Below are 18729 nucleotides of genomic sequence, written 5' to 3'. Positions count from 1 at the left end.
ACGCGAGAAGCCGGAGCGAGCGCCCGGTGCCGTCCCGCGTGCCCCATTCCGGCGGGGCTCACGGGACGGCTGCCGGGCGCGGTCACGGGTCTCAGGCGCTCTGCACTCCGGGGCTGCGGTCCTCCACCACGAAACTGGCCCGGGTCGAGATCGGCGCGCCCGGCCTGGTGACGTACGGGAGCACCCGGAAGTCGCTGCGCCAGCGTTCCCGGTTCACGTTCACCCGCACGTAGCCGCGTTGCGCGTTGTAGAACTTCATGTGCGGGTTGGCCGCCAGGAAGGTCCGCCCCAGGGCGTCGATGTCGGCGCCGTCGGCACCGCTCGTGATCGAGGTGCCGACGAACTCGCTGGCCACTGTGGGCGAGTCGGGGTCGTTGAAGTCCAGCTTGAGGTCTGCGGCGTAGTTCTGGTGCCGGTCGCCGGTGATCACGACCAGGTTGCGGACGTCGCGGTCCTGAGCGCTCGCGAGGATCCGGTTGCGGTCGCCCACGTAGCCGTCCCAGGGGTCGATCCACACGTCCTTGCCCGCCCCCGGGTCCCAGTCGGTCTCGAGCATCGGCACCTGGTTGCCCAGGACCTGCCAGCGCGCCCGGGACGAGCTGAGACCGTCGAGCAGCCACTGGCGCTGGTCGGGGCCGAGGATGGTGCGGTCGGTGTCGAAACGCTCGGCGCACGCGGTGGACCGGCCGGTCCCGTTGCCGTACGCACACGCCTGGATGTCACGGGAGCCACGCGTGTCGATCATGACGAAGTCGGCCAGCCGCCCGTACGCGAGCCTGCGGTGCAGCCGGATGTGCGGGCCGGACGGCAGCTGGGCACGCCGCAGCGGGAGGTTCTCGTAGAACGCCTGGAACGCCGCCGCCTTGCGCTGCGCGAACGCGGCCGGGTCGGGGTTGGGGTGGCGACCGGCGATGACCGTGTCGGCCGCCCAGTCGTTCACCACTTCGTGGTCGTCGAGCGTGTGGATGAACGGGAAGCTGGCGTGCGCGTTCTGCAGCGGTGCCTCGGCCTTGTAGAGCGAGTACTGCAGCCGGTAGCGGGCCAGGTCGAAGGTCTCGGTGTGGAACTGCTCGGGTACGGTGACGCCGCGCTTGTTGGTGGTCAGCTCGTACTCGTACAGGTAGTCGCCGAGGTGCACGACCAGGTCGAGGTCCTCGGCGGCCATGTGGTCGTACGCGGTGAAGTAGCCGTCCTGCCACGCCTGGCAGGAGGCGAAGGCGAAGTCGAGCTCGCGGGGGTTCGACCCGGCCGAGGGCATCGTCTTGCTCCGGCCGGTCGGTGAGATCTCCCCGTTCGCGCGGAAGCGGTAGAAGTACTCCCGGTCCGGGGCGAGCCCATCAATCTCGGGGTGCACCGAGTGCCCGAGCTCCGGGGTGGCCACTGCCGCGCCCCGGCGGACGACGTGGCGGAAGCGGTCGTCCGTGGCGACCTCGTACTCCACCTTGACCCGCGTGGCCGGCATGCCGCCCTTGCCGTCGGCCGCGAACGGCTCCGGAGCCAGCCGGGTCCACAACACGAAACCATCCGGCGCCGGATCGCCCGACGCCACTCCCAACGTGAACGGGTTGCTCTTCCTCGACGTGAACGCGTTCGCGCTCTCCCCGCCCAGGACACCCGTGCCGAGCATGACCGCTGCGGCTCCCACTCCGCCCAGCCCGAGGATCTGACGCCGTGACACCGAACCGACCTGCGAAGCCATTCGCCCTCCCGCCTCGACACAAACAGCGGTAAGCAAATCGCACATATGAGGCGGGAGTCGATAACCTCCCCGTGAACATCACGGGTCTCAGAGTGAACATCACAGGTACGGAGGTTAGATCACGTTGAGGAATCACTGGCAGATGTGTTGATCGCAGGCTCGTTAACATCGACGCAGGGCAAAGGAAGCCCGGTTCGCCGTAGGGACTCCCGGCGCCGCAGCGAGGGCGCGCGGGGGAGTCAGGCGGTGCCGCGCGGCAGAACGGTGACCGCGCAGGGCGCCGCTCGCAACACCTTGAACGCCGTCTCGCCGAGGAACACACGGTGGATCGGTGCGTCCTCGCTGCTGGCGCAGATCAGCAGTTCGCCCCCGACCCAGGGAACGTCGGCCATCGCCTCGGCCACGTCGTCGCCCGTGCCGACCCGCGCCTGGATCTCGTCGGCGGCCAGGTCGCTCGACTCGCTCGCCATTCGGATCGCCAGCGCGAGATCGTCGCGAAGGGCGCCCTGATCCGCTCCGGCCGCCGCCAGCGTCATCAGCCGGAGTGGCACGTCCAGTCGTACGGCGGCGACCGCGGCCCGTGCGACCGCCTCGTCGCACTGCGGGCGGCGCACGTACGCCACGGTCACCCGCCCCGGGCGATCCAGCGGCACATGACCGGCCGGGGTGAGCATCACCGCCTGGGTGGAGGCGTGCATCAGGTGGTCGGCGGTGCCGCCCAGGTTGATCCGGTGATGTGCGCCGCCGGCGGGCGACCCGATGACGATGAGATCGGCGTCGACCTTGCTCGCCAGCACGGACAGACCGCGGCCCGCTCCCCGGCTCTCCTGGGTGGCGTAGGAAGCCGCCAGATCGCCCAGCGCCGACTCGGCCTGGGTGAGTGACGCCTGCGCCTCCAGGGCGGAACCCGCGGGCTCCGGTCCGTGCACCGCGGCCACGGTGAGCCGGCCGCCCGTGACCTCGACGATCGTCCGAGCCTGCGCGAGCGCCTCGCGTCCACCGGCGTCGACCTTGTATCCGACAAGGACATGCTCTCCGATCACGCCGAGAGCATCCCCTGCTCCGCCGTGGTCATGCGCGATCCCTCTTGGCGGGCGGGTTGTGCCCGCGGGTTCGCGAACTGGTGGCTTGGTGGCGCTGGATGGTTCACGTTCAGCCCTGGGATGGTTCCCAAACCGAGCAGTCGTGAGCGAAGAGCACACGTCGTGGGTCGAAGTCGGCAAGCCGGTCCAGCCAGCGTTGGTAGGTCGGGAGCGGCTGTTCCACGCGTTGGAGTACGGCCTGGCGGGCCAGGTGATCGGAGGCGAACTGGGATGCGAAGTCGTGTGCCTGGCCGGCGAGGACCACGGTGCCATCGGGTTGTCGGAGCACCAGCGACTGATGTCCCTGGGTGTGCCCGGGTGTGGGAATGATCCAGACCCCGGGCCAGACCTCCGTTTCACCGCGGAGTTCCTCATAGACCGCGCCGGGAAAGTCGACGAGTTCGGCGAAGGTGTAGTCGCCCTGGCGGGCGGTGGCCAGTTCGACGTCTTGGACCAGGATGGGCGTGCCGGCCAGGAGGGGATTTCCTCCGCAGTGGTCGAAGTGGAGGTGGCAGTTCACGACGAGGGAGATGTCGGCGAGGCTTACCCCGGTCGCCGACAGGGCGTCTTGCAATGCACGCCGTTGGGGTCGGTAGTGCGCTTCGGTCTCGGAGTCTGCGCTGCCGATGCCGGTGTCGAAGAGAATCAGTCCTTGGTCGTGTTGGACCAGGTAGGCGAGCGCGGGTTCGACCCGCGGTTGCGGGCCTCCGGATTCCGGTGCAGGTCGGATGAAGTACCCCAGGTCGAGTCGACGCACCGCCGTGTTCTTCCCCATGCCGCCATCCTGGCAGGCCGCGATGTGGTGTCCATCCGGTTCGCGGGCGCCGCCACGTCCGGCGGTGATCTGTACGTCGATCTTCGCCGAAGCTCGTCTACGACGCTGGCCTGCACGGCAGGCCAACGAGGTGGTGCACCCGGATTGAGAACCCTGACGGTTCCCACACCGGTCTTCCGGTCGCTACCAGCTGACGGGCACCTCGGTGAAGCCGCCGGTCAGGTGGTTCGAGCGCGCGGTGAGCTCCTCGACCGGCACGGCGGTCCGGAGTGCGGGGAAGCGCTGGAATAGGGTGCCGAGCACCGCGCGCAGCTCCACCCTGGCGAGATTCGCCCCGAGGCAGTGGTGGATCGCGTATCCGAACCCGAGGTGCGGGTTGCGGGGGCCGCGGTGGATGTCGAACCGGTCGGGGTCGGGGTAGGCCCGGTCGTCGCGGTTGGCCGCCACCGTCGCCAGTACGACCGCTTCACCGGCCCTGATGGTCGTCCCGGCGATCTCGACGTCCTCGCGGGCGTAGCGCAGCAGCCCGTGCTCGCTCGGCGCCGCCAGGCGGAGCACCTCCTCGACGGCGGCCGGCGCGAGCTCGGGGTCTTGCTTCAGCGCCTCCAACTGGACGGGGTTGGTCAACAGGAGCAGTACGCCGTAGTCGATCTGATTCACGGTGGTCTCGTGGCCGGCGAAGAGCAGTCCGGCGGCGATGTCCGAGACCTGGTCGGCGGGCAGGTCGGCGACGGCCAGATCCGAGTAGATGTCGGCACCGGGATGGGCCAGCTTGGCCTGGACGATGCCGTAGGTGTACTTCTGCATCGCCGCGTCGGCGGAGGCGGAGCGCTTCGGGTCGGTGAGGTCGGCCATGTCCTCGGCGATCGACCGGAACAGATCGCGATCCTCGTACGGCACCCCCAGCAGTTCGCAGATCACCTGGAGCGGAAGCGGGATCGACAGGCACGCGCGCAGATCCACGGGCGGCCCCTGCTCTTCCATGCCGTCCAGCAGCTCGTCGACGAACTGCTGGACGCGTTCGGACAGCGCCCGCATGCGCCGGGCCGACAACGCGGGGGCAAGCAGCCGCCGCATGCGGTCATGCGCCGCCTTCTCGGTGGCGAAGTCCCCGGACGGACCGCCGATCAGGGCGGAGTTGGACAGCCGCGGAGCGGTGCGGGGTGTGGGGTGGGAGCGGCCGAAGCGCCCGTCGGCGAAGATGATCCTGGCCTCCTCGTACCCGGTGACCAGCCAGGCCTCGTCGCCGGTACCGGTTCGAACCCTCGTGATGGGCTCCCAGGCCCGCAGCGTGCCGAACGCCGGTGAGATCTCGAGCGGGTCGGGCCGCTCGAACGGTAACTGGGGAAGAACGTCCATACCGGGAGGTCTTCCCCCATCGGGTGAACACACCCGTGATCCATGGTCAGGGGCCGGGCACGCCGGACCTAAGAGAAGTCCCGTCGCCGCGTCGATCGCGTCGGTTTCGGCGGCGCGGCTGGGCCCGGGTAGGTCTCGGGGCTCCAGAGGGGAGGGTGGTCAGGCTTCCGGCCGGTCTTCCGGCCAGAAGGGTGTGCTGTTCAGTGCGGCCGTGGTGATCTCGGCCCCATCGAGCTCGATGATGGTCAACGGGATGCCGGCGAGCGGCCACTCGACCGCGAACTCGAACGGCACCGCCGGCGGCAGTGGCCACAGCCACAGATCCTGGTGGAACCGGCTCCTGCGGTTGGAGCGACCGCCGCTCCCACCATGGCTTTCGGCGAGAATCGGACCCACCGGCCGCGGCCCGTCACCCGGCAACTGCTCTATCGTGGTCGCCTTCGCGCCGTCGGGAAAACGGACTCCGAACCGGCGCAGCGCGTCTGGAAGCTCCTGACCCGGCCCCTGCCCCGGCTCCGGCCCCTGCTCCGGCCGGCGGAGGCGTTGGTGGTGACGGCCGCGCCAGGCGTCCTGCAAGGCCGACCACCGTTCCTCGGTCATGTCCTCGCGTCGCAGGGCGCCGGCCACATGCAGAACGCAGCCGGTCGGATGGACGGTGGCGTGCGTCAGAGCCATGACGACGTGCTCATTACGGACGCAGAGCCGCCCGATCGGAAGGACGGTGCCCAGGGTGTCGTCGGGTGGACCCCACCACGGTTCGGGAACGTGCTCGGGCTCATACGGTTCAATGGACGGAGGAGGCGGCTCGAAGAATCCCATGCCGCGCAGAATCCCATGCCGTCAAGCCATTCGATAGGCACATCCGAGGACGGCGGTCAGGTGGGGATGAGGAGCCAGGCGGCGGAGCGTTTCCCCGGCTCGTAAGGTGAGTCGAGGCGTTTGGCGACGATGCCGGGGAGTCCCTGCCGGCGGGCGGCCTCCCGTACGGCGGCACCCTCGCCCGGGAACCACGGCGCGGTCTGCCAGCGTGGACCCGCGAGGTGCAGCTCGTCGAGACGACGCCGCCGCCGCTCGTACGGCTCGGCCAGTAGTGAGCGCCCTTCGAGGTGCAGCAGGTCGAAGATCATGTAAGTCTCGTCGCCCTCCACCTCGGTGAGCTCACCGTCGAGCAGTGCGGGCCGCGCGCCGAGGGCCGTCCCGAGACCGCTGCCGAGCCCGCTCCGGAGGGGGACGTCACCTCCGGACCCGTCGGTGAGAGTGGCCCGGCCGCCCGAGATGTACGCCAGTGCCCGCCGTCCGCCCCACGCGAACTCGAAGCCGTACGCCTCTGGGTCGCGCGGGAGCCGCCGGCGCTCCTGGGGCAGCATCGGTCGCAACCCCTCCGGAAGCGGCTCGGCGTCCGGGTCGGCGGGCGGGTCCATCCGGTGGATCATCCAGTTCTTGCCGTCGGTCTGGAACAGCACGTAGCGGCCCGACACCCGCGAGCCAAGGAGCACGATCTTGACCTCGCGGTCGCTCCACTTCTCCGTCTCGTAGGTGCCGCGGTCCCAGATGAACATCCGTCCACCGCCGTACTCGCCCTTCGGGATCTCTCCCTCGAACTCGGCGTACTCCAGCGGATGGTCCTCGGTGTGCACCGCGAGATGGTTCGTCTTCGGATCCGTCGGGATGCCCTTGGGCACCGCCCACGAGACCAGGACGCCGTCGCGCTCCAGCCGCAGATCCCAGTGCAGCCGCCGGGCGTGGTGCTCCTGGATCACGAATGTGTCGTCGGCGCCATGGGGGAGGGAGGACTGCTCGGGTACGGGCTCGGGCGTGCGAGCGGCGTCCCGCATGCGCCGGTAGGTAGCGAGCTTGTCGCCCTTCTCGGACTTCCCGGTCTTTGTCGCCTTTCCTGCTGCCACCCGGCGTACATACCCGCGCCTCGCCTTCTCCCACGTCTCCTTCGGGGTGGCATGGATCTGGATTCTGTCCACGGACCGGAGCGCTGTAAGGGTCGAATCGAATCGGGTCCCCGCCGCATTTCGCGCGGGACCGGGATCCATAGGTGGACACAGCCTGTGATGAGATGTATCCGCACAGATCGTCTCCCCTCCGGCGAGGCGACATGGTGGAAAGGGCGGCGTGTGACAGCGACCGAGATCGACCGGCGGAAGAAGAGACGCGCTCGCCGTCGACGGATCGCGGCCGCGGTCGGCGTGCCGGTGCTCGTACTGGCGCTGTTCGGCGGGTACTTCTACTTCAGCGGCGGTTATGACAGCTGGCGGACCGATCGCGCCTTGGCCGAGGGGTGCGATGGACTGTTGCCCGTGGACGAGGTTCGGGCGCTCTTTCCGAAGACCGCGCTCGACACCGACAAAAGCCGCTTCGACGGCGAGTTCTGCGGTGTGCGCAAGATGCACGGCGGGCTCTACACGATGGACCTCAACGTGACCGTCCAGCGGACGCCGGGCAAGGCCAGAAGCGTCTACTGGGAGGCTCTCCCACTCGGCCATGGCTGGACCGGCTCTTTCTACGTCGACGATGCCAAGGACGATGTCGCGGCCGACGAACACGGTGCCGAGACCGACAATGACCGCTACGAGTGGGCGAGTGTGGCCATGCTCCTCAACTGCAGCGACGCGCCAGATGACGGTCTGTTCATCGTGGTGGAGGCCAAGGTCGAGGGCACGTTCAGAGACTCGGCCACGCGTACGAGACTCGCGGCGGTAGCGACCGAGACCGCCAAGCGGGCGGCCGGGCAGCGGAACTGCAAGGCGAAGACCGGAGGACCCGTGACCAAGGTGGCGATGCCACCGGCCGGATCCAAGGGCCTCGATCAGGCCGACGGCACCTGTGCCGGCCTACTCGACGACGCGGAGGCCAGGCGATTCGGCGTCTCCACAGCCCGAGAGGCGGCCGCCGAACCGGCACCGCACGAGCAATGCGTACTCGGCGACTCCCGTCACTCAGATCGGTACACGCTCAACGCGTTCTACGGCCCCCTGACCGGGGCGCCGGCGGTCGATCTCGCGCGCGAGGGGTACTACACGGCCGGAGCGAAATGCCCGGGAGCACTCGGCAACGCCGTATACGCCATCGAGCCAGACGATCAAACGAAAAGGGCCGCTTCCCGGCCGGAGCATCAGCTGCTCCGCGCCGCGTTGGGCTCCTTCGCTGAGCAGTCCGCCAAGAGGCATACCTGTTCGAAACCCGAATTTTCTTAGGGAGGCTGCTACCTGCTCGAGTGCCCGGCTGAGATGATCACGTACGGTCACATTCGCGCAGGCCGGCCATGGAAGATCTGACGGGACGGGCTTGCGATCACGCCTGCGTGGGGCCACGCAGCGCTCGGGGCGGAGAAGGGCCTGCTGCCAGAAGATGATCAGGGGTGAGGTGTCCTCCCCCCTGATCGACTACTCGTCCTAGCGAGTCATGTAGATCGACGATGCTGCCGAGGCTACGGGAGCCATGCCGATCAGGACGGAAATACACGCAGCGGTTACGAACGTAATGCGCTTCTTCATTGAAGGCCTCGTCTTCAAATATAGATGAATATCCCGAATAGTTGGGACATCGAACGGGAGATAACTCTACCCCTGGGGGTCGTCGGTACGCACATCAAAACGACATACTCGCCGAATGTGAGAGCCGCTCATGTTAAATAGAGGCATTGTCTCCATGTTTGCGAGTTTTGAGCGGTTTGCGGTACGGGGTAACGACGAGTGGGCGCAGTGCTATTCCATTGCAAGGCCTAGTAATCCGGTGCCTCGTCGGTCCCACGTAGAAGCGATTGGACGGCCTGCGTCTCGGGGACACCCATTCGTTCGTACGACCGGAGGGCCTGCTTCCAGCATCTGCGGGCCTGGGCTCGGCCTCGCGTGTGCAGGAGGGCGGTCCCCATGCCCTCGAGGGCCTTGGCCGCCCAGTACGGGTCGTTGATCCCGCGCATGAGGTCGAGTGTCCGCTGGTAGTGGTCCAGAGCGGCGGCGTGGCGGCCGGAGCTCAGGAGCGTCTCGCCGACGCCGCAAAGAGCCTGGATCTCGCAATAGAGATCAGCGGCCTGTCTCGAAAGGGTGAGGGCCTTCTGGTGATGGACGAGCGCCTCACTTTCTCGTCCCATGAGCTGAAATGTTAAACCAATGCCCAGAAGCGTTTCTATTTCGCTGCGCCGGTCGCCGATCGCCTGGTACGTCAGAAATGCTTTCCGGTAATTGTGGAGCGCGTCGTCATATCGGCCGGTATGTCGGTAAACCGCAGCCATGTTGCAGAGCCAGATGGCCGCGTGCTGGCGTCCCATTTCCGGAGTAATGGAGGCGGCTTTATCGTAGTAGTCGCGTGCGACCGCGACCCGGCCGAGGCGCAGCGAGAGGTCCCCGGCATTGTTCAGTGCCATCATCTGCCCGTGCGGGTCATCGCCGATCTCGGCATAGATATCGAGTGAGCGTTGTCTATGATCGACTGCCTCGCGATACCGGCCAGTGTGCGCGAGATAAATGGCGGCGTGGTCCAGGCTTTGGGCTTCGCCGCGCCGATCCCCCGTCGAGGAGCGGATCGTCAACGCCTTCCGGCAACTGGAGAGTGCATCCTTGAACCGGGATTGGTGCCAGAGCACGAGTCCCGTGTGGTCGAGAATGTTGGCCTCGCCGCGCCGGTCGGACACGGATCGAAAGATTTCCAGGGCGCTCTTGGCATATTCGAGCGCGTCGCCGTACTGGCCGGTGCGGAAACGTACGTGGCTTAGGTCGGATAGCGCCTGTGCCACGCCGATTCGCTCTCCGATCTCGCGCCAAGCCGTGGCGGCCCGCTCGTGCAGGCGGCCCGCCGTCTCCCAGTGACCCGAGGTCTCGAGGTATCCGGCGAGCACATGGGCGAGCAGGGCAGTGTGCCTCGGCCGACCCTGAACGGCGGCGTGGTCGGCGATGCCGAGCAGGTTGTCGTGTTCGCTCTTCATCCAGTCACGTGCCTGATCGGCCGTGTCGAGGGGGGCGGGACCGGCCGAAGGCGGTGGGCCTTCGACACTGATCCGCCGCCGATGGGGATAGAGCAGCCGGTCGGCGCGTTCGGCCGTGGTGAGATAGTGATCGAGGATCCGCTCGGCGGTGTGCCGGCGTTCGGCCTCGGCGTCGTCGCGCTCGGCGAGGTGGCGGGCGAAGTCACGGATGAGGTCGTGGAAGCGGTAGCGCCCCGGAGCCGGTTCGGTGATGAGGTGATGCTCCACGAGGTCGTCGAGCATTCGATCGGCCTCTCTGGCGCCGCCGCCGATGGCCGCTGCGGCCGCGTGGACGGTGATGTCCGAGCCGAGATGGAGGCCGAGCCGCCGGAACGCGGTCCGCAGCCGCGGTGCCAGCCCGTCGTAGGACTCCTCGAACGCAGCGGTGAGCTCGCGATTCTCGGCACGGATCTCCGCGAGCCGCCGGTTGTCCTGCTCCAGCCGGCCGGCCAGATCGCCGACGTTCCATGCCGGACGGTGCCTCAGCCGGTTGCCCACGAGCTGTACGGCCATGGGCAGGTAGCCGCACTGCCGAACCACACGGGCCACGTCGTGATCGCCCATGGCGCGACCGGGACCGACGGCGAGCGTGAACAACGTGGCGGCGTCGGCGGGGGAGAGAACATCGAGCGATTTCGTCACGACGTCGTCCAGGCCGACCAGGCGTCGGCGGCTGGTGACCAGTGCCAGACATCGGGGATTTCCCGGCAGTAGAGGGCGGATCTGCTCGTGCCCGGCGGCGTCGTCCAAGAGCAGCAGAACACGGCGGTAGGCGAGCTCGGCCTGCCAGAGCGCCGCACGGTCTTGGGCGCTTCGCGGGATCCGACCGGCGGGGACACCGAGCAGGCGGAGCAGCATGTCCAATGCGGTGCCCGCATCGACGGCCGTCTCCGCATGATGAGCGCGCAGGTCGAGGTAGAGCTGGCCGTCCGGGTAACGATCGGCCAGCCGGTGGGCGAGATTGATGGCGAAGACGGATTTACCGACTCCGGGCATGCCGTCCACCGCGATGACGCCGGGCGGTGCTTCCCGCTCAAGCGCGGGCTGTCGTGCGGGGGCGACCGTCGTCAGCAGCTCGTGGACCTCCTTCGCGCGCCCGGTGAGGAAGCGGAGGTCGAGCGGCAGGTTGTTCGGCGGCTGCACGTCGGTCGGCCGGCTCCGAGGTGCGGGAAGTAGTGTCCGGTCGGCCCGCAGGATCCGCTGGTGCAGCTCCTGGAGAGCCGGGGCAGCGTCCATCGCGTATTCCTCGCGGAGGCGATGACTGGCCTCGTGGTAGACCCGCAGCGCGTCCGCTTGCCGGCCGCAGCAGTAGAGCGCCACCATGAGGTGTTCGACGAACTTCTCGTCGAACGGGTAGCGCTCGGTGAACTCGGAGAGTTCCCGCAGCAGGTCGGCGTGATGACCCAGGCGCATCTCGATCTTGATGCGTTCGTCAGTGGCCGCCACCAATTCGTCTTCGATGCTCTGCCGGACGCGTACTGCCCAGCCGCCGGATAGATCTGCGAGCGGATCGGCTCGCCAGAGCTTCGCCGCCTCACGGTGCAGGGCAAGGGCGTGCTCGTCGTCGCCGCTTTCGGCGATGGCGCGGGCCTGCCTCCGCAGTAACCGAAACCGCTCCCGGTCGATTATCTCGTGATCCACCCGCAGGACATAGCTGCTCGAATGAGCCGATTCAATTCGAATCTCATCGCTGATGCGATGGAACCGCCGCCGCAGCCGGGAGATATAGCTGTAAAGGCTGTCGCGAGCGCTTGGCGGCGGATTTTCATCCCACACGCGGCTGACGAGTTTTTCCGCGGAGACCGGTTGGCCCGGTGTGAGCAGCAGAACCGCGAGCACGCAGCGTTCCTTGACCGTCCCAAGGTCGTACCGCTGACCGTCCGCCCATAGCTCAATGGGGCCAAGGATTCGGAACTCCACTGACGCCCTCTTGGTAGTGGAATGTCCTCTCTGTCTTGTCTTCTTTATCTTTCATGTTCCAGGGCGGCATGGCTAGGACCGTGGTTCCGTCGCACTGGCCGGTAAGGGCCATATAACGCGAGCCGCAATACCAAGACGTAGTCAAGGTCGCGTCAAGGTCTGCATCAAGGTACCTCGCCAAGGCTGGCCATGAGGTCGATGACCTCGGCCGGAGACCGGGGGATCTGCGGATCCGCGGACGTGAGGGGATCACAGACAGTGAGGTCCGTTCTGTACGGCACCGGTCCCGGATCGCAGAGCCAAGGCGTTCAGGAGGATGCCATGTCGTGCAACGAATGGATTCGAGGGCCGTTCGGATTGGACGCGGCCAAGGGGGCGACAGTACGTGGACAACGGACCGTGCTCGCGGTCGCGCATCACCTCACGGCGGCGACGCGGTTGGCCGACGTGCTGCCGCTGCTGGAGAGCGACCGCAGGATCCAAGTGATTTACACCGCCGCGCCGGCGTCGATCTTCACCGGAGGGCTGGCCGAATATCTTCGCGGACTCGGCGGGCTTGTCCTTCCCTGGGAACAGGCGACCCGGGTGGCCTTCGATCTCGCCGTCGCCGCGAGCCACGGCATGCTGGAGAACGTACACGCACCGATTCTGACCGTGCCCCATGGATCGGGTCCCGGCAAGCTCTTCGGCCGGGTGCACGGGCTCGGACCGCCGGCGGCACGCCCGGTCACGAGCCTGATGCGCGAACGCCTGGTCGTCGGCGGACGGGTCGTACCCTCATCGATCATCCTTGCCCATGAACGGCACCGGCGCCTGCTGGAAAGGGAGTGCCCAGAGGCTCTGCCGGTGGCGACCGTTGGTGGGGACCCGTGCATGGACCGGCTGTCGGCGAGCCTGCCGCACCGCGAAGCGTATCGCCGTGCCTTCGGGGTGGGGCCGTCTCAGCGACTCGTGTTCGTCACGTCGACCTGGAGCAGTGGGTCGCTGCTCGGCCAGTGCTTCGACCCGCTGCAACGGGTGGCCACCGAGCTGGCCCGTGCGAGGTACCGGGTCGTGGCGGCACTGCACCCGCACACCTGGTCCTGGCATGGTCGCAGGCAGGTCCGGTCGTGGCACGCCGAATGCGTGCGGCTCGGCGTACGACTGCTCCCTCCCGAGGAGGGATGGCGGGCCGCTCTGGTCGCCGCCGACCGCATCATTGGGGACCATGGCTCTGTCACCTACTACGGAGCGGCGTTGGGCGTGCCGACGCTGCTCGGCGCCTTTCCGGAGGACGATGTCGCCCCCGGCTCCCACATAGCCCGGCTCGGCGCGATCGCACCACGGCTGGACTGGGGAAGGCCCCTCCGGCCGCAGCTGGACGAGGCCGTCCACGCATACGGAGACGACATCCATGCCGCCCTCAGGGACGATCTCACATCCGTGCCGGGCGGATCGGCCCGAATCCTGCGCCGGGAGATGTACCGGCTCATGCGCCTGCCCGAGCCGGAGTGCCCACCGCGCATCGATCCGGCACCGCTGCCGTACCTCCGTCAGCACGGTGAAGCGCAGGCGGCCTGATGAGCACGGCCACCGCACTCGTCCAGGTACGGCTGGAACCGTACGGGCGGAGTTCCTACGCGAGGTCGCGTATGGAGCCGGCGCACGTGTTGGTCCGCGCACCGAGCACCCCCTGGGCGGTCGCGGTACTGCACCGGTTCCCGATCAGCGCGCTTCGGGATGGCTCACGGGCCATCGATGGCTCAAGGGGGAGGACGTTCGTGGACGAACACCTGCTGGCCGGCGTCGACGAGCGTGATGCGTCGTTGCTGACGGCAGCTGATGTGGTCGTACGCCGCGCGGGGCGATCGAAATCGGAACCGTCGTCATCGGCCGATGTGCACGCCCATTTCCCGGGCTGTCTCGTCGCGGCGCTCGTTCGTCGCGGGCAGGGATGCGTGGTGACGACGGCCACCGGATGGCAGGCCCGGCTCACTCCATTGCCGCTGGCCGGACCTGCTGACGCTGACGATCAGAATGTCGTTGACGCTGGTCTTGACGTCGACGCGGACGAAGACGACGCGGACGAAGACGTCTGGTCGTACGCCTCGTTGGTACATGCGTGGATGGTCGCCGGTCGGCCGCTCGATGTGCTGAACTCCGCCTTCCTCATCATGGCGAACGGGCGGAGAGCGGTTCGGGTCGGCGCGTCGCGAACGTCATGGGGGGTCGGTGCCGCGATCGCGTGACTCGTGAGATCGCTCGGTCCGAGCGAGGCGGTCGCCGACCTCCTGTGCCTGGGGTGCGCCCAGCTCGGTGTAGATGGCGAGCGCCTTGTGCAGGTGTTCTCGTTCGACGCCCCCCTGGCCGCGGCGTGCGGCGAGGTGGGCGAGTGAGGCGTGGACTCCGGCTTGTTCGTGACGCGCCCCGCTCCGCTCGGTGATCAGCAGTGATCTGCTCAGTACGTCGTCAGCGTCGTCGAGCCGCCCGGCCGACAGATGGCTGTTCGCGAGGGAGGTCAGGGTGCGAGCCTGGTGGTACGGCTCGTCGGCCTGCTCGAAGAACCGCAGCGCGGCTGAGAAATCTTCCACCGCCTCCGCATGACGGCCGGCGCCGCTGAGAGCCTCACCGATGTGGCGTCGCATCAGTGCGACGCCGCGAGGGCGGCCGAGTCGCTGGTGGATGCGCCGGGCGCGGGTGAAGAGCTCGATGGCGCGGTCGTTTCCCCCGGTGGCGAGCTCGGCGATACCGAGGCCTTCCAGTGCGGACGCCTCGCCGATCGGGTGATCCGCCTCTTCCTCGAGCCGAAGTGCGAGGTCGTGGTGGTGCCTGGCGGCGTCGAAGTCCTTGAGGTTGAGGTAGGCGAATCCGAGTGCTTCGAGCATGCGCGCCTGGGCCACGGGATCGCCGCAGGCGCGCGCCGCCGCTACGCCGATCTCGTGGGCCTCGATCCATTGGCGGTAGTGCTTGTGGAGCAGAAACAGGCCCCACATTGCTTCACAGGTCTGCCACACGGCCTCGTGGAGTCCTTTGCGGTGCGCTGCTCTCAGCACCGCCATGATGTTGCCGAGCTCCAGCTCGAGCCATGCGAGTGCGGCTGCTCTGTCGGGAAAGGAGATTCGGCGTTCGGCTTCGTAGTACGCGCCGAGATGCCATCTGCCCGGCATGATGGCGATGTCCGCCGACACTGCGGTCTGAAGGTACCGGTCCACCAAGCGTGCGAATGCGGCCTGACGTTCATCGCCTGAGGTCGTCTCCGCCAGCTTGCCGCGCGCGTGCAGCCGGACGAGGTCATGGAAGCTGTAACGGTCTTCGGAGCCCTCCTCGAGAAGATTCGCGTCGGCCAGCATGTCCAGGAGACGAGCGGACTCGTCGTGTCCGATGTAGGCGAGAGCCCCCGCGACCGCGGTATCGAAGTCGGCGCCCGGGTGCAGGCCGAGCAGCCCGTAAAGGCGGGCGGCGTCTTCCGGCAGGGCTTGGTACGAAAGGTCGAAGACGGCCTGGACCGAGACGTCGTCTTCGACACTGAGGGCGGACAACCTGCGCGTCTCGTCGGTCAGCTCCCCGACAACGCGTGCGATCGGCCAGCGGCGACGGGCCGCCAGGCGCGCCCCTGAGGCGCAGAGCGCGAGTGGGAGCCGACCGCACAGGGCAACGAGGGACATGGCTTCAGACTGCTCCGCAGCTATCCGTTCGGCGCCCACTATGTGGTGCAGCAACTCCACTGCACCCGACTCGTGCAATGGGTTCACATCGAAGAACCGTGCGCCTTCCATCACCAGTCCGGACATTCGTCGCCGACTCGTCACCACGACGAGGGCCGGCCCAGGCCCAGGTAGCAGCGGACGTACCTGAGCCGCGGAGGCGGCGTTGTCAAGCATGGTGATCAGGCGCCGGCCCGCCGTCAATGATCGGAACAGTGCCGCCTGCTCGTCCAGATCGATTGGAACGCTTTCCGCGGGAATTCCGAGGGCCCGCAAAAAACGTTCCAAGGGCTCGCTCGGCGGCATGGGCCGGCCGTCGGAGAACCCATGCAAGTCGACGAACAGTTGGCCATCCGCATATTCATCCCGGATCTGATTCAGCCAGTGCAGACCCAAGGTGGTCTTGCCCACCCCGCCCGGCCCGCTGATCACTATCAGGGTCGGGTGACCTGCGGATACGGGCCTATCGATCAGTTGCCGCAGGTCCCTCACCTCATCATGCCGGTCAGCGAAAAATCCAGGAGATGGCAACTGGGCTGGTATTGGGAGCTGCGATCGGGTTTCTACGTTAAACTGGACTCCGCCGTATATGGACCGTGCTTGCACGCTAGAGCCGTGTATGGTCCCGCTGGATTGGTTGTGGGTGGAGTTGGCAGGGGATTGTCCGCAATTCGGGCGTCCGTTATCTGCGTTAGGGTTGCTCAAAATCTGTACTCCGAGGCTTGCGGCTGCCAAATCCTCCTCAAGGTAGCTTCGGTAGTTCGGAGCGACAAGCCGGAATCGTTACCTCCGCGTTTGTAAGTGTTGATGACGGTGCTGGAATTGCTCAGGAGGATCGACGTGCTCGACGCTGTATCGATCCTTGGTGACCTTTAGGCCGATCGGCGCTCGAGCTCCTGACCACGCGGCGAACGCCGTCCCTCCTCCCTTGCCGCACGGTCCAGGAATACAGCGACACCGGGGAACCTTGGACCTATCACGGGCCACATCGGGCCACGCGCGGAGTCCCCGGCGAGCGGACCATGAGGTGGCCGGCCGGTCACGCGCGTGGCGGTGACCGCAGGACTCTTTGATGGGAATCGGACCTATGAGCGCACAAGGACACAACATCGAGATCACGCCCGGGTCGGAACAGGTCGTGGTGCGGGTCAATGACACGGTCGTGGCCAGCTCGTCGCGGCCGCTGGTGCTCACCGAGACCGGCTCGCCGGTTCGCTACTACCTGCCGGCGGACGACGTGAAGATGGAACTGCTCACGCCTTCGACGACCACCTCGCACTGTCCGTTCAAGGGCGATGCCGTCTACTGGTCGGTGGACACCGGCGACGGGCTCGCCGAGGACGTCGTCTGGTCCTACCGGGAGCCGTTCCCGAAGGTCGACGAGATCGCCGGGCGGCTCGCCTTCTGGACCGAGAAGCCCGATGTCACCGTCGAGGTGAACGGGAAGGCCGGCTAGACAGGCCATCCGATGTCCTCAGCGGGATGTCGAGATTCGATCCTTTCGATCATGGACATGTCCGGTCAGGAGATGTGAAGACGAGCGCCGGCATCGAGGACCTGCTGCGCCGGATGGCGCCGCAGGTCCTCGCCGCGGTGGTGCGGCATTACGGGAACTTCGACGCCGCCGAGGAAGCGGTGCAGGAAGCGTTGCTGGCCGCCGCGACGCAGTGGCCCGAAAGCGGGGTGCCTGACAGCCCGCAGGGCTGGCTGATCACGGTCGCCTCCCGCCGGATGGCCGACCAGCGTCGTAGCGAACTGGCTCGCAGGCGCCGGGAGGCCACGGTCGCGTCACTGGCCCCGCCCGACGAACTGCTCGCTCCCGCTGCCGAGACCGAGTATCTGAAGAGCGGGGATGACACCCTGACCCTGCTCTTCCTGTGCTGCCATCCCGCCCTCAGCCTGGCCTCCCAGGTCGCGCTCACCCTCCGCGCCGTCGGTGGTCTGAGCACGGCACAGATCGCCCGTGCCTTCATGGTCCCCGAGGCCACCATGGCCCAGCGCATCAGCCGCGCCAAGCAGCGCATCAAGGCCACCGGGGCCCGATTCCACCTGCCGCCCGAGCACGAGCGGGCGGACCGGCTTCAAGCTGTGCTGCACGTCCTGTACCTCGTCTTCAACGAGGGCTACACCGCCACCTCCGGCCCCGATCTACAACACGGTGAACTGACCGGAGAAGCGATCCGCCTCACCCGCGCCGTCCACCGGCTGCTGCCCGGCGATTGCGAGGTCGCCGGGCTTCTCGCGCTCATGCTGCTCATCGACGCTCGTCGGCTGGCACGCACCTGGTCCGACGGAACCCTCGTCCCGCTCGCCGAGCAGGATCGGGACCAGTGGAACCGGGAGTCGATCAACGAAGGCATCTCGCTCATCACCCGCACCCTGGCCCGTGGACCACTCGGCCCCTACCAGCTTCAAGCGGCCATCGCCGCGGTCCACGCGGAGGCGACCCGCGCCGAGGACACCGACTGGCCGCAGATCCTCGCCCTGTACCGGCTGCTCGAAGAGATGGCGCCCAACCCCATGGTCACCCTCAGCCACGCCGTCGCGGTCGCCATGGTGAGCGGCCCGCAGACCGGACTCGAGCTACTCGCCCGCCTGGACACCGACGACCGGCTGACCGCGCACCATCGCCTGCATGCCGTCCGGGCGCACCTGTTGGAGATGACAGGCGACCGCGAAGGCGCCCGGTCCTGCTACCGAACGGCCGCGCGACTGACCACCAGCCTTCCTGAACAGCACTATCTCGAGACCCGAGCGGCCCGGCTGCTCCAGGACGGTCGGTAGCTCCTCCGGACCGGCCGATGTGGCTTGCCTTGCCGAACGGGGCATGTGTCATGGTCCTTCGGGTTGTCGGTCGCTCTTTTGCGGTCGGCTCGGCCGGCTTCGCCTGGTGTCGGTTTCGTGGTGTTTTGCGTCCCAGGGTGGGAGGCAGTGGATGATGTAGCGGCCGTTGGCGTCCCGGATGGTGCGCACCCTGTCCGGATTGTCCTCGATCCACCGGTTGTGGAACCCGCACGCCGGGGCCAGCTTGTCGATGTCCGTCGGCGACCCGAGTTTCCATCCGTCGGTGTGGTGGATCTCGCACAGCCCGGTGGGGATGTCGCACCCCTCCACGGCGCACGTTGCGTACAGGGCGCGGAGTACCTGGCGTTGCCTTGGGGTGGCGAACCGGGTGGTGCGCCCCAGATACAAGGGGTGCCCGTCGGGTCCCAGGATCAGCGCGGACACCCCGGCGTTCA

General features: G+C 67.5%; 14 protein-coding genes and 1 pseudogene. 5 read left to right on the top strand and 10 right to left on the bottom strand.

Annotated features, from left to right (window positions below):
- Nucleotides 1-91: 91 nt before the first annotated feature.
- The 6 genes from HKK74_RS13750 to HKK74_RS13725 all read right to left on the bottom strand — a co-directional run bounded on the left by HKK74_RS13750 (nt 92) and on the right by HKK74_RS13725 (nt 6819).
- Nucleotides 92-1699: an alkaline phosphatase D family protein gene (locus tag HKK74_RS13750; RefSeq protein ID WP_187243589.1), complete on the bottom strand. Its 1608-nt coding sequence runs from the start codon at nt 1697-1699 to the stop codon at nt 92-94.
- 239 nt (nt 1700-1938) lie between these two features.
- On the bottom strand, nt 1939-2742 hold the full coding sequence (locus HKK74_RS13745; RefSeq protein WP_187243588.1) for a universal stress protein: 804 nt from the start codon (nt 2740-2742) through the stop codon (nt 1939-1941).
- A 109-nt stretch (nt 2743-2851) separates the two neighbouring features.
- Nucleotides 2852-3556 carry an N-acyl homoserine lactonase family protein gene (locus HKK74_RS13740; protein WP_187243587.1) on the bottom strand — a complete coding sequence of 235 codons (705 nt, stop codon included), beginning with the start codon at nt 3554-3556 and terminating at the stop codon, nt 2852-2854.
- A gap of 183 nt (nt 3557-3739) precedes the next feature.
- Nucleotides 3740-4915: a cytochrome P450 gene (locus HKK74_RS13735; RefSeq protein WP_187243586.1), complete on the bottom strand. Its 1176-nt coding sequence runs from the start codon at nt 4913-4915 to the stop codon at nt 3740-3742.
- Nucleotides 4916-5074: 159 nt separating this feature from the next.
- A complete protein-coding gene (locus HKK74_RS13730) occupies nt 5075-5734 on the bottom strand; it encodes a hypothetical protein (protein ID WP_187243585.1) in 660 nt (219 codons plus the stop codon).
- Between the two features lie 56 nt (nt 5735-5790).
- Complete coding sequence (locus HKK74_RS13725; RefSeq protein ID WP_312881470.1) at nt 5791-6819, bottom strand: DNA polymerase ligase N-terminal domain-containing protein; 1029 nt, start codon at nt 6817-6819, stop codon at nt 5791-5793.
- 222 nt (nt 6820-7041) lie between these two features.
- Here HKK74_RS13725 and HKK74_RS13720 point away from each other — a divergent pair, with 222 nt between their 5' ends.
- Nucleotides 7042-8121, top strand: coding sequence for a hypothetical protein (locus tag HKK74_RS13720; RefSeq protein ID WP_187243583.1), 1080 nt, complete (start codon nt 7042-7044; stop codon nt 8119-8121).
- Nucleotides 8122-8648: 527 nt separating this feature from the next.
- On the opposite strand, the gene HKK74_RS13715 is transcribed toward HKK74_RS13720, so the two are convergent.
- Both HKK74_RS13715 and HKK74_RS41870 read right to left on the bottom strand, forming a co-directional pair.
- Nucleotides 8649-11528, bottom strand: a complete 2880-nt coding sequence (locus HKK74_RS13715) for an ATP-binding protein (protein ID WP_312881469.1) — start codon at nt 11526-11528, stop codon at nt 8649-8651.
- A gap of 15 nt (nt 11529-11543) precedes the next feature.
- A pseudogene (locus HKK74_RS41870) lies at nt 11544-11807 on the bottom strand (AfsR/SARP family transcriptional regulator); the annotation flags it as partial.
- A gap of 321 nt (nt 11808-12128) precedes the next feature.
- Here HKK74_RS41870 and HKK74_RS13710 point away from each other — a divergent pair.
- Both HKK74_RS13710 and HKK74_RS13705 read left to right on the top strand, forming a co-directional pair.
- Nucleotides 12129-13367 carry a hypothetical protein gene (locus HKK74_RS13710; protein WP_187243581.1) on the top strand — a complete coding sequence of 413 codons (1239 nt, stop codon included), beginning with the start codon at nt 12129-12131 and terminating at the stop codon, nt 13365-13367.
- A 200-nt stretch (nt 13368-13567) separates the two neighbouring features.
- Nucleotides 13568-14035, top strand: a complete 468-nt coding sequence (locus tag HKK74_RS13705; protein ID WP_187243580.1) for a hypothetical protein — start codon at nt 13568-13570, stop codon at nt 14033-14035.
- On the opposite strand, the gene HKK74_RS13700 is transcribed toward HKK74_RS13705, so the two are convergent.
- Nucleotides 14006-15451, bottom strand: coding sequence for a tetratricopeptide repeat protein (locus HKK74_RS13700; RefSeq protein WP_187243579.1), 1446 nt, complete (start codon nt 15449-15451; stop codon nt 14006-14008). The two genes, HKK74_RS13705 and HKK74_RS13700, sit on opposite strands and share 30 nt — an antisense overlap.
- Nucleotides 15452-16577: 1126 nt before the next feature.
- Between HKK74_RS13700 and HKK74_RS13695 the strand changes: the two genes are divergently transcribed.
- Both HKK74_RS13695 and HKK74_RS13690 read left to right on the top strand, forming a co-directional pair.
- The gene (locus HKK74_RS13695) at nt 16578-16946 is read left to right on the top strand and encodes a DUF427 domain-containing protein (RefSeq protein WP_187243578.1); all 369 of its coding nucleotides are present in this window, start codon (nt 16578-16580) and stop codon (nt 16944-16946) included.
- 74 nt (nt 16947-17020) lie between these two features.
- A complete protein-coding gene (locus tag HKK74_RS13690) occupies nt 17021-18274 on the top strand; it encodes an RNA polymerase sigma factor (RefSeq protein WP_425544360.1) in 1254 nt (417 codons plus the stop codon).
- A gap of 48 nt (nt 18275-18322) precedes the next feature.
- On the opposite strand, the gene HKK74_RS13685 is transcribed toward HKK74_RS13690, so the two are convergent.
- Nucleotides 18323-18729, bottom strand: a 407-nt coding sequence (locus tag HKK74_RS13685) for an HNH endonuclease signature motif containing protein (RefSeq protein ID WP_222722243.1), incomplete at its 5' end; no start/stop codon positions are given.

Origin of the sequence: Actinomadura alba, from assembly GCF_014323705.1 — a bacterium.
Taxonomy (GTDB): domain Bacteria; phylum Actinomycetota; class Actinomycetes; order Streptosporangiales; family Streptosporangiaceae; genus Actinomadura_C; species Actinomadura_C alba.
Note: the sequence above shows the minus strand (reverse complement) of the source record. Positions and strands in the feature narration are given on the sequence as shown.

Excerpts from the sequence above, each read along its gene's own strand:
- HKK74_RS13750 (WP_187243589.1), bottom strand. The coding sequence starts at position 1,699 with ATGGCTTCGCAGGTCGGTTCGGTGTCACGGCGTCAGATCCTCGGGCTG.
- HKK74_RS13740 (WP_187243587.1), bottom strand. The coding sequence starts at position 3,556 with ATGGGGAAGAACACGGCGGTGCGTCGACTCGACCTGGGGTACTTCATC.
- HKK74_RS13735 (WP_187243586.1), bottom strand. The coding sequence starts at position 4,915 with ATGGACGTTCTTCCCCAGTTACCGTTCGAGCGGCCCGACCCGCTCGAG.
- HKK74_RS13730 (WP_187243585.1), bottom strand. The coding sequence starts at position 5,734 with ATGGGATTCTTCGAGCCGCCTCCTCCGTCCATTGAACCGTATGAGCCC.
- HKK74_RS13710 (WP_187243581.1), top strand. The coding sequence starts at position 12,129 with ATGTCGTGCAACGAATGGATTCGAGGGCCGTTCGGATTGGACGCGGCC.
- HKK74_RS13700 (WP_187243579.1), bottom strand. The coding sequence starts at position 15,451 with ATGTCCCTCGTTGCCCTGTGCGGTCGGCTCCCACTCGCGCTCTGCGCC.
- HKK74_RS13695 (WP_187243578.1), top strand. The coding sequence starts at position 16,578 with ATGAGCGCACAAGGACACAACATCGAGATCACGCCCGGGTCGGAACAG.